Origin of the sequence: Rhizobium ecuadorense, assembly GCF_001187535.1 — a bacterium.
GTDB classification, from domain to species: Bacteria; Pseudomonadota; Alphaproteobacteria; order Rhizobiales; family Rhizobiaceae; genus Rhizobium; species Rhizobium ecuadorense.
This window is the reverse complement of record NZ_LFIO01001107.1, coordinates 286,212-298,149: the sequence shown is the minus strand read 5'-3', so window position 1 is coordinate 298,149 and position 11,938 is coordinate 286,212. Positions and strand designations below refer to the sequence as shown.

15 protein-coding genes and 2 tRNA genes are annotated in these 11,938 nt (G+C 60.9%); 4 read left to right on the top strand and 13 right to left on the bottom strand.

Features of this window, described 5'->3' with window-relative positions; translation table 11 throughout:
• Positions 1 to 55: 55 nt before the first annotated feature.
• From AF337_RS23635 to AF337_RS23590, 10 genes are all read right to left on the bottom strand, one after another.
• Positions 56 to 760, bottom strand: a complete 705-nt coding sequence (locus AF337_RS23635) for an NADH-ubiquinone oxidoreductase (protein WP_049734053.1) — start codon at positions 758 to 760, stop codon at positions 56 to 58.
• 2 nt (positions 761 to 762) lie between these two features.
• A complete protein-coding gene (gene nuoF, locus AF337_RS23630) occupies positions 763 to 2,067 on the bottom strand; it encodes an NADH-quinone oxidoreductase subunit NuoF (protein WP_003547378.1) in 1,305 nt (434 codons plus the stop codon).
• 10 nt (positions 2,068 to 2,077) lie between these two features.
• Positions 2,078 to 3,238 carry an NADH-quinone oxidoreductase subunit E gene (locus tag AF337_RS23625; protein WP_049734052.1) on the bottom strand — a complete coding sequence of 387 codons (1,161 nt, stop codon included), beginning with the start codon at positions 3,236 to 3,238 and terminating at the stop codon, positions 2,078 to 2,080.
• A gap of 16 nt (positions 3,239 to 3,254) precedes the next feature.
• Positions 3,255 to 3,527, bottom strand: coding sequence for a hypothetical protein (locus tag AF337_RS23620; RefSeq protein WP_049734051.1), 273 nt, complete (start codon positions 3,525 to 3,527; stop codon positions 3,255 to 3,257).
• Positions 3,527 to 4,717 (bottom strand): NADH-quinone oxidoreductase subunit D, encoded by a 1,191-nt coding sequence (locus AF337_RS23615; protein WP_049734050.1) that lies wholly within the window; start codon positions 4,715 to 4,717, stop codon positions 3,527 to 3,529. Before AF337_RS23615 ends, AF337_RS23620 begins: the two co-directional genes overlap by 1 nt.
• Before the next feature lie 60 nt (positions 4,718 to 4,777).
• Positions 4,778 to 5,161: a four helix bundle protein gene (locus AF337_RS23610; RefSeq protein WP_049734049.1), complete on the bottom strand. Its 384-nt coding sequence runs from the start codon at positions 5,159 to 5,161 to the stop codon at positions 4,778 to 4,780.
• 40 nt (positions 5,162 to 5,201) lie between these two features.
• Positions 5,202 to 5,804 carry an NADH-quinone oxidoreductase subunit C gene (locus AF337_RS23605; protein ID WP_003587282.1) on the bottom strand — a complete coding sequence of 201 codons (603 nt, stop codon included), beginning with the start codon at positions 5,802 to 5,804 and terminating at the stop codon, positions 5,202 to 5,204.
• An 18-nt stretch (positions 5,805 to 5,822) separates the two neighbouring features.
• Positions 5,823 to 6,407, bottom strand: a complete 585-nt coding sequence (locus AF337_RS23600; protein WP_049734048.1) for a NuoB/complex I 20 kDa subunit family protein — start codon at positions 6,405 to 6,407, stop codon at positions 5,823 to 5,825.
• Positions 6,398 to 6,763 (bottom strand): NADH-quinone oxidoreductase subunit A, encoded by a 366-nt coding sequence (locus tag AF337_RS23595; RefSeq protein ID WP_007626195.1) that lies wholly within the window; start codon positions 6,761 to 6,763, stop codon positions 6,398 to 6,400. Before AF337_RS23595 ends, AF337_RS23600 begins: the two co-directional genes overlap by 10 nt.
• Positions 6,764 to 7,010: 247 nt before the next feature.
• Positions 7,011 to 7,087: transfer RNA gene (locus AF337_RS23590), tRNA-Asp, on the bottom strand.
• A 404-nt stretch (positions 7,088 to 7,491) separates the two neighbouring features.
• Here AF337_RS23590 and AF337_RS23585 point away from each other — a divergent pair.
• Both AF337_RS23585 and AF337_RS23580 read left to right on the top strand, forming a co-directional pair.
• Positions 7,492 to 7,567, top strand: a tRNA-Val gene (locus tag AF337_RS23585).
• 260 nt (positions 7,568 to 7,827) lie between these two features.
• Positions 7,828 to 8,040, top strand: a complete 213-nt coding sequence (locus tag AF337_RS23580) for a hypothetical protein (RefSeq protein WP_049734047.1) — start codon at positions 7,828 to 7,830, stop codon at positions 8,038 to 8,040.
• 405 nt (positions 8,041 to 8,445) lie between these two features.
• On the opposite strand, the gene AF337_RS23575 is transcribed toward AF337_RS23580, so the two are convergent.
• Both AF337_RS23575 and AF337_RS23570 read right to left on the bottom strand, forming a co-directional pair.
• The gene (locus AF337_RS23575) at positions 8,446 to 8,994 is read right to left on the bottom strand and encodes a glutathione peroxidase (RefSeq protein WP_049734046.1); all 549 of its coding nucleotides are present in this window, start codon (positions 8,992 to 8,994) and stop codon (positions 8,446 to 8,448) included.
• 133 nt (positions 8,995 to 9,127) lie between these two features.
• Positions 9,128 to 9,487, bottom strand: coding sequence for a hypothetical protein (locus AF337_RS23570; RefSeq protein WP_049734045.1), 360 nt, complete (start codon positions 9,485 to 9,487; stop codon positions 9,128 to 9,130).
• A gap of 162 nt (positions 9,488 to 9,649) precedes the next feature.
• Here AF337_RS23570 and AF337_RS23565 point away from each other — a divergent pair, with 162 nt between their 5' ends.
• A complete protein-coding gene (locus AF337_RS23565; protein ID WP_049734044.1) occupies positions 9,650 to 10,255 on the top strand; it encodes a class I SAM-dependent methyltransferase in 606 nt (201 codons plus the stop codon).
• On the opposite strand, the gene AF337_RS23560 is transcribed toward AF337_RS23565, so the two are convergent.
• Positions 10,256 to 10,657, bottom strand: coding sequence for a (R)-mandelonitrile lyase (locus tag AF337_RS23560; RefSeq protein ID WP_049734043.1), 402 nt, complete (start codon positions 10,655 to 10,657; stop codon positions 10,256 to 10,258).
• A gap of 145 nt (positions 10,658 to 10,802) precedes the next feature.
• Between AF337_RS23560 and AF337_RS23555 the strand changes: the two genes are divergently transcribed.
• Positions 10,803 to 11,789, top strand: coding sequence for an aldo/keto reductase (locus AF337_RS23555; protein ID WP_049734042.1), 987 nt, complete (start codon positions 10,803 to 10,805; stop codon positions 11,787 to 11,789).
• The last annotated feature ends 149 nt before the right edge of the window (positions 11,790 to 11,938 follow it).

Below are 11,938 nucleotides of genomic sequence, written 5' to 3'. Positions count from 1 at the left end.
CCCGCCCGTCCGCCGATCTGCCCAACTTTTCCGGCCGATTGCACGGCCGGACAGTTCATTTCTTTCGGCGCGCCCGCCCGGCCAGAACTTTCGCCTGACCGGTCCAGTCGTCACGGCCGATTCGGCCGTTGAAGCCAAGCTCGGCGTCAAGTCGGGCAATGTCCTCGGCGCTCCAGCCGGCAATCTCGGCGAAGCTGCGTATGCCCTTGGCGTTCAACACCTGCTCCAGCTTCGGGCCGATGCCGGAAATCAGCTTCAGATCGTCGGCCTTTGCAGTCCGCGCTACCGGTTTTGCCTTGACGGCCGGCTTCGGCTGGCTTGCCGGTACCGGTGTGCTGACCGGTGTTACAACAGTCAGTTTCGGCCTTGCCGTCTTCTCGACGTCTGGCTTGGTCTCTGCCGCCGGCCGGTTCGCGGTCGCCGGCTTGGCGACAACCTTGACGGCAGGGCGAATATTCTCCGGCCGGATCTCGACGTCGGGCGCCAGTGCATCCGGCGGCGTGTCATCGAGGGCGGCGGCGACCTTGCCGGTGGTTTCCAGCGCGCTCTGGAAGGCGCCGAAGAAGGCGCCCGCCATCTGTGTCGAAAAACCGAAGCCGATCGCGGTTGCGGCGGCGAAGGCAGCGGCGGGATGCGCCATCAGCGGATGCACCGGCATCGCGCGTGCATTTTCCAGCATCTCGGCGGCAAGACGGCCGAAGCCCGCCGCGAAATCGGCGACGTCTTCCTTCTGTCCACTCTTCGATGCCTTGTCCGCCATGACTATTCAGCCGCCTCCAGAACCGCGCCGTGATCGAGTGCGCTTGCCGTATACTGGTCGATGCGCTTTTCGATCTCGGGACGGAAGTTACGGATCAGACCCTGCACCGGCCATGCGGCGGCGTCGCCGAGCGCGCAGATGGTGTGGCCTTCGATCTGCTTGGTCACCTGGAACAGCATGTCGATTTCGCGCTTCTGGGCATTGCCCTTGGCCATGCGCTCCATAACCCGCCACATCCAGCCGGTGCCTTCGCGGCAGGGCGTGCACTGGCCGCAGCTCTCATGCTTGAAGAAGGCGGAGATGCGGGCGATCGCCTTGATGACGTCGGTGGACTTGTCCATCACGATCGCGGCCGCCGTGCCGAAGGAGGAGCCGACGCCGCGCAGGCCGTCGAAATCCATCGGGCAGTCGATGATGTCCTTGGCCGGAACGATCGGGCAGGATGCGCCGCCCGGAATGACGGCAAGCAGATTGTCCCAGCCGCCGCGGATGCCGCCAGCATGGCGGTCCACCAGTTCGCGGAAGGTAATGCCCATTTCCTCTTCGACCGTGCACGGCTTGTTGACGTGGCCGGAGAGCATGAACAGCTTGGTGCCGACATTGTTCGGACGGCCGATGGCCGAGAACCAGCCGGCGCCGCGGCGCAAGATCGTCGGCGCGACCGCGATCGATTCGACGTTGTTGACTGTCGTCGGGCAGCCGTAGAGGCCCATATTGGCCGGGAAAGGCGGCTTCAGGCGCGGCTGACCCTTCTTGCCCTCGAGGCTTTCGAGCAGCGCGGTTTCCTCGCCGCAGATATAGGCGCCGGCGCCGTGATGGACGAAAATGTCCATGTCCCAGCCGAGCTTGTTGTTCTTACCGAGCAGGCCGTAATCATAACATTCGTCGATCGCCGCCTGCAGCGCTTCGCGCTCGCGGATATATTCGCCGCGCACATAGATATAGGCGGCATTGGCGCCCATGGCGAAGCTCGCGATGACGCAGCCTTCGATCAGCGTATGCGGATCGTGGCGCATGATGTCGCGGTCCTTGCAGGTGCCGGGCTCCGATTCGTCGGCATTGACGACGAGATAATGCGGGCGGCCGTCGCTTTCCTTCGGCATGAAGGACCATTTCAGGCCCGTCGGGAAGCCGGCGCCGCCGCGGCCGCGAAGACCCGACGCCTTCATCTCGTTGATGATCCAGTCGCGGCCCTTTTCGAGGATCTGCTTGGTGCCGTCCCAGTGGCCGCGGCTCATCGCGCCCTTCAGGGACTTGTCCTTGAGGCCGTAGATGTTGGTAAAGATGCGGTCTTTATCTTGTAACATGCTTCACCTCTTACCGCGGCTTCTTGCCGAAGACCTTGATATATTCCGCTTCGCCGCCCTTGGCGAGCGCCTTGGCCTGCTTGACCCAGTCGTCGCGCTCGATGCGGCCGCGGAAATTCAGGTAGCCGTCGACCCATTCGCGTTCGGCCTTCTTCCAGCCCGCGACCTGCGAGAAGGTGAAGATGCCGATTTCGTTCAACGTCGCCTCGATCTTCGGGCCGACGCCCGAGATCATCTTCAGATCATCCGGTGCGGCGGGCTTTTCGATGCCGGCCGGACGGTTCTTGTCGGTAAGCGCAGGCTTTGCCGCCGGGGCGGCTTCGGCCTTGACGGCGGGTGCCGGCTCGGCGGCCGCGGTGCCGGATACCGGCTGCTGTTCGGCAGCCTTGGCATTCTTTGCCGCGGCCTTCGGCGCCGTAGCCGGCGTCTTCAGCGCCGCATTGGTCTCGGCATCGGTGCTCTTCGGGCGGGCAGCCTCGGAGGGCGGAACCGGAGCGGCGTCGACCGGAGCCGACACGGTTTCGGCATCGGCCTTCTTGGCGCGCGTCCGTGTCTTCGGCTCTTCCGTCGTCAGTGAGGTCAGGCCGCCTTCAGGGGCCGAAAACACTCGGTCGATCTGGGTGCCCGGCTTGATGCTCGCGCCATTGCCGGCAGCGAAGCTGTCGATGATCTCTTCGAGACGCGCCGGCGTCAGGTCTTCATAGGTGTCCTTGCCGATCATCACCATCGGGGCGTTGACACAGGCGCCAAGACATTCGACCTCTTCCCAGGACAGCGTTCCCTCGGCATTGCGCTCGAAGGCATGGGCATGGATCTTGCTCTTGCAGACCGACATCAGCGCTTCCGAGCCGCGCAGCATGCAGGGCGTCGTGCCGCAGACCTGCACATGGGCGCGGGTGCCGACGGGGTGCAGCTGGAACTGCGTATAGAAGGTCGCGACCTCGAGCACTCTTATATAGGCCATGTCGAGCATGTCGGCGATCTTTTCGATCGCCGCGCGCGTGACCCAGCCATCCTGCTCCTGCGCCCGCATCAACAGCGGAATGACCGCCGATTGCTGGCGGCCGGCAGGGTATTTCTGGATCGTCTTGTCCGCCCAGACCGCATTTTCATCGCTGAAAGCGAATGCGGCAGGCTGAAATTGATCTTCGGCTAATCGACGAACGGACATTCTTCCTCACGCCTTGTCAGTTTAGGGTTCCACACCGCGAAGCGGTCAAAGACTGCATTTCGCAGGCATAGGCCGACTGGTCTTTCTGCATAAATACGACGAATTTGCTGCCATTCGGAATGGCAGCCTTGATCTGATAGCCCTTGGATAAAAGCTCGCCCATGGACGTTTTCGCCGCCGGCGGCGTCACTTCCTTATGCCCCAGCGGCGTGCCGAGCGTATCGGTCTCCTGGGCCGAAACCCCGGATGCCGCAAGAAGAAGTGCGACGACAAGCGGCAGACGCTGCATCAGCGGTCCACCTCGCCGAAGACGATGTCGAGCGAGCCGAGCACGGCTGCGACGTCGGCAAGCTGGTGGCCGCGGCACATGAAATCCATCGCCTGCAGATGCGCATAACCGGGCGCACGGATCTTGCAGCGATACGGTTTGTTGGAGCCGTCGGAGACCAGATAGACGCCGAACTCGCCCTTCGGCGCTTCGACGGCGGCGTAAACCTCGCCGGCCGGAACGTGGTAGCCTTCGGTATAGAGCTTGAAGTGGTGGATCAGCGCTTCCATCGAGCGCTTCATCTCGCCGCGCTTCGGCGGCACGACCTTGCCGTCGATCGACGAGAAGGGACCGGTCTTGGCATCCGACAGCAGGCGGTTGACGCATTGTTTCATGATGCGGATCGATTCGCGCATCTCGATCATGCGGATCAGGTAGCGGTCGTAATTGTCGCCGTTCTTGCCAATCGGAATGTCGAATTCGAGATCGGAATAACATTCGTAAGGCTGGGAGCGGCGCAGATCCCAGGCAGCGCCCGAACCGCGCACCATGACGCCGGAGAAGCCCCAGGCCCAGCAATCCTCCAGCGAGACGACGCCGATATCGACGTTGCGCTGCTTGAAGATGCGGTTACCGGTCAACAGATTGTCGATGTCGTCGAGCGCCTTGAGGAACGGATCGCACCAGTCGCCGATATCCTGGACGAGCTGTTCCGGCAGGTCCTGATGAACGCCGCCCGGACGGACGTACGCGGCGTGCATGCGCGAACCGCTGGCGCGCTCATAGAACACCATCAGCTTTTCACGCTCTTCGAAGCCCCAGAGCGGCGGCGTCAGCGCGCCGACGTCCATCGCCTGCGTCGTGACGTTCAGGAGATGCGAGAGGATACGGCCGATTTCCGAATAGAGAACGCGGATCAGCTGGCCGCGAATCGGAATGTCGATGCCGAGCAGCTTTTCCACGGCCAGCGCATAGGCATGCTCCTGGTTCATCGGCGCGACATAATCGAGGCGATCGAAATAGGGCACGGCCTGAAGGTAGGTCTTGGTCTCGATCAGCTTCTCGGTGCCGCGATGCAGCAGGCCGATATGCGGATCAACCCGCTCCACAATTTCGCCGTCAAGCTCCAGGACAAGACGAAGAACGCCATGCGCCGCCGGATGCTGCGGTCCGAAATTGATGTTGAAGTTGCGGACGTTATGTTCGGTCATGGCGATCAACTCGCTTAGAGTGAGTAGTGATTAGTGAGTAGTCGTTAGTTTTTCCGCTCACTATTCGTCAGCTTTCCTGTGCTGAACGCTTCGGATAAGCGATCCCAGCATCTTTCCAATTTCGTCGCATCGGTCGAGCAATTCGTCCAAGGCCAAGGCTTGAAGAAAGCCAATTCGTCCGGCGATGATCAAATGCGTCTCCAACTCTTTCAACGAGCCCTGAGCGATTTTGAGAAATTGGGCAAACGAGCCTCGATTTTCTCTTCCATATCCCTCCGCGATATTCGCGGCCACGGAAGCGGAAGATCGTCTAATCTGGCTGGTCATTCCATAGATCTCTTCCCGCGGGAAGGTTCTCGTCACCTCATAACAAACAACAGACAGCTCGATAGCAAATTGCCAGACTTTCAAATCACGATAGGAGCTGATTTTCCCGGTTGTCACCCAAATATCTGCCCACTACTCACTACCGACTAATCACTACTCACTGCTTCGCTTTCTCATCCCCCGGCAACACATACTCCGTCCCTTCCCAGGGCGACATGAAGTCGAAGTTGCGGAATTCCTGCTTCAGCTCAACCGGCTCGTAGACGACGCGCTTGGCGGCGTCGTCGTAGCGGACCTCGACGAAACCGGTGGTCGGAAAGTCCTTGCGCAGCGGATGGCCTTCGAAGCCGTAGTCGGTCAGGATGCGGCGCAGGTCCGGATGGCCGGTGAAGAGCACGCCGTACATGTCCCAGGTTTCGCGCTCGAACCAGTCGGCGCCGGGATGGACGGCGCAGGCCGAGGGAACCGGCGTATCTTCGTCGGTTGCGACCTTGACGCGGATGCGGACATTCTGCTTCGGCGACAGCAGGTGATAGACGACGTCGAAACGCAGCTCGCGCTGCGGCCAGTCGACGCCGCAAATATCGATCAGGTTGACGAAGCCGCATTTGGCGTCGTCACGCAGGAAGGTCAAAAGCGCGATCAGGTTTTCACCCGTCGTCGTCAGCGTCAGCTCGCCATACTTCATCTGCGATGCGGCGATCAGATTGCCGCGCGCTTCACCAAGGTAGGACGCAAGCTCAGTCAGGGCTTCACTCATATGCCTTGTCCTTAACCCTTAGCGTTCGATCGTGCCGGTGCGCCGGATCTTCTTCTGCAGCAGAAGCACGCCGTAGAGCAGCGCCTCCGCCGTGGGGGGACAGCCCGGGACGTAGATATCGATCGGCACGATGCGGTCGCAGCCGCGCACCACCGAATAGGAATAGTGATAGTAGCCGCCGCCATTGGCGCAGGAACCCATCGAGATGACGTAGCGCGGCTCGGGCATCTGGTCGTAGACCTTGCGCAGAGCCGGCGCCATCTTGTTGGTCAGCGTGCCGGCGACGATCATGACGTCGGACTGGCGCGGCGAGGCGCGCGGCGCAAAACCGAAGCGCTCGACGTCGTAACGCGGCATCGACAGCTGCATCATCTCGACAGCGCAGCAGGCCAGACCGAAGGTCATCCACATCAGCGAGCCGGTACGGGCCCAGTTGATCAGCTCGTCGGTCGAGGTGACGAGGAAACCCTTGTCGGCCAGCTCATTGTTGATCTCGCCGAAAAAGGCGTCGTTGCTGCCGATCGGCTTGCCTGTGGAGGGATCGATGATCCCCTTCGGCTGCGGGGCGACGAGCGGCTGATTGCTCACAGGGGCTACTCCCATTCCAGGGCTCCCTTTTTCCATTCATAGATAAAGCCGATGGTCAGCACGAAGAGGAAGACCATCATGGACCAGAAGCCAAACCAGCCGATGGCGCCGAAGGAAACGGCCCAGGGGAAGAGGAAGGCGACTTCCAGATCGAAGATGATGAAGAGGATCGACACAAGGTAGAAGCGGATGTCGAACTTCATGCGGGCGTCATCGAAAGCGTTGAAGCCGCATTCGTAGGCCGAGAGCTTTTCCGAATCGGGCGCTTTGAAAGCGACGGCGAACGGCGCAATGAGCAGCGCCAGGCCGATAACGAGCGCGATAGCGATGAAGATAGCGATCGGAATATAGGAACTGAGCAGTTCAGTCATCATGTTCATCCCTGCTTGCCGGAGGCGCCAGGCGGCACATTTGGGCAAATGCCCGGCAAGCGAACGTGCGTTGCAACAAAGCCGTGGTTAGCGCAGCCGAAGCCCCGGCGCAAGAGATTTACAGAGCCAATTCGACGCGTCGCGCGCGGACATTATCAAGCAGATGCAACGATGTCGCGACAAATCCGCGCAAGCCGTGTGAAGCTGCATGTCTGACCACTGGAAACTGCATGGCTTTGAGAAGAAATGGCGCGAGTGACGGGGCTCGAACCCGCGACCTCCGGCGTGACAGGCCGGCACTCTAACCAACTGAGCTACACCCGCAATTCATTTCAAGCAGTCCGGATGCCTTCGCACCCTCACCAAAACGGCTGCCCGTTTCGATGAGCGGCTAACTACGGGGTTCGCCATTTAGTGTCAAGCAGGTTTGGAGACAAAACCATGACAGTCGTTGAATTGTTTCGGCAAGGCCCATGCGGGGAGAATGAAAAGCCGGCAATTCCGTTGTTCGCCACGGCGCCGACGCCCGACCGAAGCTGCCGGCGCAGTCGAAGCCGACATGCCCCCTCCCCTTTATCCACAGCCTAGCGGCGCCCGATCGCCATCACAAGGAGCGGGACCACTACCAAAAAAATCAAAAATTCTTCACAAACACTCTTGCGGTTTTGCCGCGATCCGCATAGATCACGGCCACCAACGCGGCAGGCCGATCCGGCTTCGCTCGCGATGGGCGATTAGCTCAGTTGGTAGAGCGCCTCGTTTACACCGAGGATGTCGGGAGTTCGAGTCTCTCATCGCCCACCATTTTTCCCTTTAGTGCCAAATAGCAGCTTTCGCAGGCAGACGCCTCAGCTGCGTCGTCATGTAATTGGGATTCCAATTGGATCCAGTGGGACGTCCGGCAGGTCGCGATGCGGCGCGGCGCCTGAAAGCCAGCGCTCCACCAGAACGGACTACTCCGGCCGCCCCGCCACCTCCTATTGGGCGAATGGATGGGCGCGGGCAAAAGTGGGAGAATTCGCCGCCCGGAAAATCTCCGCGCTTGCTACACCTGGAGGTGTTCCATGAGGACTCTCTGCTCCGCATTGACGCTGTGCATCGCGGTCGCCCTTTATGCACCAAGCGCCAGATATGTCAGCCTGCCCGGATACGCCTTCAAGACGAATCCGCAATGCCAGCGCCACGAACCCAAGACGCGGTTTGACAGGCGGTGCGACTGGCCGAGAGTGGGCTTCAAGGACTTTACGCCCCCGCTGGTGACCGTGCTTGGGATCTGACGACCTTCTCAGCGTCTTTGCGAATCATCGTGGTCCAGTCGCGCTTGCCAGCCCGACGGCGTCCATCGCTTTTTGACTGCGACAGAGTTTCTGATCGTGACCAAGTGCCTTCGCTCAGACTTCCCACCAGACTCTATATAGCCCTTCGGAATCCCGAAATTGGTTGCGGGATTGAAATCATTGCATGATTTTTTCTGTCGACACCGCGCAAAGCTCGGCGAATTTCGGAATCCCGAAGCGGGGAATTTCGGGATTCCGAAGTGGCGTTCTAAAGCGCGTCGCGATCTTTCAGATTCGCTCCTCGCGCTTTAGCTCTTTGTTTTACGCCTGTCGTTGCCGCAAAACCGCTGCACACTTTGCGCGACATGCTTTAGAATCGTAACAGCCGGGCTCAGCGCCGACCATTCACCCCTTCGCCAATTCCTTCTCCACCGCCGAAACCAACCGCGAATCATCGGCCGTTACGTCAGGCGCGAATCGGGCAGCGATCTTGCCGTCGCGGCCGATCAGGAATTTTTCGAAGTTCCAGAGGATATCGTCCTCGTCGCCGCCCGATATGCCATGGGATTTCAGGCGCTCGCGCATCGGGCCGTCGCCTGTGGTCTTCACGCCCGATTTGGTCAGCTGCCGGTAGAGCGGGTGCTGGCTCTCGCCCTTGACCGAAATCTTCGAGAAAATCGGGAAGGTGACGTCATAGGTGCTGGTACAGAAATCGAGGATCTCGGCGTCGGTGCCGGGTTCCTGGCCCTTGAAATCGTTGGCGGGGAAAGCAGCGATGACGAAACCGCGTTCGCGCTTTTCGCCATAGAGCTTTTCCAGCCCTTCATATTGCGGCGTGAGCCCGCATTTCGAGGCGACGTTGACGACCAACAGCACCCTGCCCTTGTATTCGTTGAGCGTGGTCTCACGACCGTCCACTGACTTGACAGGGATATCCAGCACGTTGCCCGTCACGGGAACCTCCAATTTTGGTCGGAACATATCCGCCAAACTTAGCGATATCGCCGCCGTTGTCATCAGCGTCTGGATCAACTCGGCGTCAACAAGAGCCGGCGCAGGCTTGCGGCCGGCGCCGGACTCAAGCAGCTCAGGCGGGGGATGTTTCCTTCACGTCGTCGAGCAGGAAGTGCACGACGAGATAATCCGTCTTGTAATGGCGGCCGCTGTCGGACATGGATTCGACGCTGCCGCCGTCCTTCGGGTGCCAGGCGTGGTAATGGGGGTTGGTGGTGATCAGTGTGATGGCCTTGCCTTCCAGGGCTTCCTCGCCAAGCCGGAAGCGCATCTCGGCCAGCGGCCAGATCCGCTCGTAATCCGCCATGCTGATGCGCGCCTTCAGCGCCTTGCGATGCAGCGGTGCTTCGCCGGCCTCTGCGGGTGCTTCCAACATTACCTCCTCGGCTCCGTTGATGATGGCGTTGAACTCTTCAGGCCACATGCGTCTCATGAAATCGCTCCTCCCGGGGCTCTCGTCAGTCCACAGGTGAAACTTAGCGATTTGTTCGAAAGAAGCAAATTCCCGTCATGTGGTTGTCATCGAGGTCCGCTGCTCCTACGTTCCCCGCAGACCGCATCAGGGCCGTCAGACGCCCGCATTCCGAGATCAGAGATGAAGACACGTGAAGACAGGCAGGCGCTCCGGGCGAGCATGCCGCGCACCCCGCTCAGCGCCCATCATATGGAAAACGCCCGTCTGCTGCCCGATCGCGGCGAGCTGCTCTACCGCATCCCGAACGGTGGCATCGGCGTCGAAGTGGGCGCTGCCTTCGGCGAATATACGGCCGAGATCCTGGAAAAGAATCGCCCGGCGCAGCTCTACCTCATCGATCCCTGGTCGATGGATCGCTACAGCTCCGGCCTCGATGCGATCCATACGAAATTCGCGGCCGAGATCGAGGCCGGCCTGCTGCATCTGATGCAAGGCACATCGCTGGAGAAACTCGCCGAATTCGAGGACGATTTCCTCGACTGGGCCTATATCGACACCGATCATTCCTTCGAGCTCACCTGGCAGGAACTGCTGCTCTGCGAAAAGAAGGTGAAGCGGACGGGGCGCATCGCCGGGCATGATTTCTGCACCGGCAATACGGTCAAGCCGATCGTCTATGGCGTCGTCGAGGCGGTCACCAAATTCTGCAAGGATTACGGCTGGCAATTCGAATTCCTGACGGTCGAATCACATGCGCATTTTTCCTATTGCCTGAAGCGGCTCTGATCAGCTTTTGCCGGAATATTGCGCGTCGCTGACCTGCTCCATCCAGTCGACATGCCTGCCGTCCAGCGCCTCGTGAATGGCGATGTGCGTCATCGCCGTATCCGGGGCAGCGCCGTGCCAATGTTTTTCGCCCGGCGAAAACCACACCGTGTCGCCGGCGCGAATCTCGCTGATCTCACCGCCCCAGCTCTGGACGAGACCCCTGCCAGAGGTGACGATCAGCGTCTGGCCGAGCGGATGCGTATGCCAGGCGGTGCGGGCGCCGGGTTCGAAGGTGACGGAGGTTGCCCGCATCCGGGCCGGTTCGGGCGTCTCCATCAGCGGGTCCTGGCGAACGGCGCCGGTGAAATAGTCGGCCGGCGGCGTCATCGAGGGGCGAGAGCCGGCGGGTTTGATCTCCATGATCTTTCCTTTTCCATTCCATTGCGGTTGAAGCCTTGTCACCTGACGATATTTCATCGAGGCGACCGATCAAGGCCGGATCGGCAATTGCCGCATCCTCGCCCGGCTGATACGCCAATTTCTTTCATCACCTGGAGAATTTCTCATGAAACACCATGCTTTCGGCCGCATGCCCTTCACGATCACCAATGTCGGCTTCGGCGCCTGGCAGATCGGCGGCTCCTGGGGCGATATCAGCGAGGCGGATGGACGCGCGGCGCTGAATGCCGCGCTCGATGCCGGCATGACCTTCATCGATACGGCTGACGTTTATGGCGACGGCCGCTCGGAAAAGATCATCGCCGACGTGCTGAAGGCGCGCGGCGGCGAACGGCCGATGGTCGCCACAAAGGCGGGCCGCCGGCTCAACCCGCATGTTGCCGAAGGCTATACCAAGGCGAACCTCGAAGGCTTCATCGACCGCAGCCTTGCGAATCTTGCCGTCGACAGCCTCGACCTTGTGCAGCTTCACTGCCCGCCACGCGAGGTGTTTTATCAGCCGGAGGTCTTCGAAAGTCTCGATGCGCTGCAGAAGGCCGGCAAGATCAAGGGTTACGGCGTCAGCGTCGAAAAGGTCGAGGACGGGCTGAAAGCGATCGAATATCCGGGCGTCGTCAGCATCCAGATCATCTACAACATCTTCCGCCAGCGCCCCGACCACCTGTTCTTCCAGGAAGCGCGCCGCAGGAATGTGGCGATCATCGCCCGCGTGCCGCTGGCCAGCGGCCTTCTCTCCGGCAAGATTACCCGGGAGACCCACTTTGCCAGCGACGACCACCGCAACTTCAACCGCCACGGCGAAGCTTTCGATGTCGGCGAAACCTTTGCCGGCGTGCCCTTCGAGGTCGGCCTGCAGGCGGTGGAAGAGGTGCGCAAGCTGGTGCCCTCAGGCGCCACCATGGCCGCCTTTGCACTGCGCTGGATCCTGATGGCTGACGCCGTCACCGTCGTCATCCCCGGCGCCCGCAATGGCGAACAGGCAAGAGCCAATGCGGCCGCCGCCGATCTTGCGCCGCTGTCGGCCGATGTCATGGCGACGACACGCGAGATCTACGAGCGGCTGATCGCGCCGCATGTCCATCAGCGCTGGTAGGGTGCGGCTGCTTGTTTTTGAGGGCTGTGGCACGACGGAGAGCCGCCCCTCATCCGCCTGCCTGCACCTTCTCCCCGTAAACGGGGCGAAGGGGATATGCCGCAACCTCTCGGTTCCCCTCCTACCTCTCGCAAGGCACGTCCCCTCTC

Coding starts and splice junctions, on each gene's coding strand:
- AF337_RS23635 (WP_049734053.1), bottom strand. CDS start 760: ATGGCGGACAAGGCATCGAAGAGTGGACAGAAGGAAGACGTCGCCGAT.
- nuoF (WP_003547378.1), bottom strand. CDS start 2,067: ATGTTACAAGATAAAGACCGCATCTTTACCAACATCTACGGCCTCAAG.
- AF337_RS23625 (WP_049734052.1), bottom strand. CDS start 3,238: ATGTCCGTTCGTCGATTAGCCGAAGATCAATTTCAGCCTGCCGCATTC.
- AF337_RS23620 (WP_049734051.1), bottom strand. CDS start 3,527: ATGCAGCGTCTGCCGCTTGTCGTCGCACTTCTTCTTGCGGCATCCGGG.
- AF337_RS23615 (WP_049734050.1), bottom strand. CDS start 4,717: ATGACCGAACATAACGTCCGCAACTTCAACATCAATTTCGGACCGCAG.
- AF337_RS23605 (WP_003587282.1), bottom strand. CDS start 5,804: ATGAGTGAAGCCCTGACTGAGCTTGCGTCCTACCTTGGTGAAGCGCGC.
- AF337_RS23600 (WP_049734048.1), bottom strand. CDS start 6,407: ATGGGAGTAGCCCCTGTGAGCAATCAGCCGCTCGTCGCCCCGCAGCCG.
- AF337_RS23595 (WP_007626195.1), bottom strand. CDS start 6,763: ATGACTGAACTGCTCAGTTCCTATATTCCGATCGCTATCTTCATCGCT.
- AF337_RS23580 (WP_049734047.1), top strand. CDS start 7,828: ATGAGGACTCTCTGCTCCGCATTGACGCTGTGCATCGCGGTCGCCCTT.
- AF337_RS23570 (WP_049734045.1), bottom strand. CDS start 9,487: ATGAGACGCATGTGGCCTGAAGAGTTCAACGCCATCATCAACGGAGCC.
- AF337_RS23565 (WP_049734044.1), top strand. CDS start 9,650: ATGAAGACACGTGAAGACAGGCAGGCGCTCCGGGCGAGCATGCCGCGC.
- AF337_RS23560 (WP_049734043.1), bottom strand. CDS start 10,657: ATGGAGATCAAACCCGCCGGCTCTCGCCCCTCGATGACGCCGCCGGCC.
- AF337_RS23555 (WP_049734042.1), top strand. CDS start 10,803: ATGAAACACCATGCTTTCGGCCGCATGCCCTTCACGATCACCAATGTC.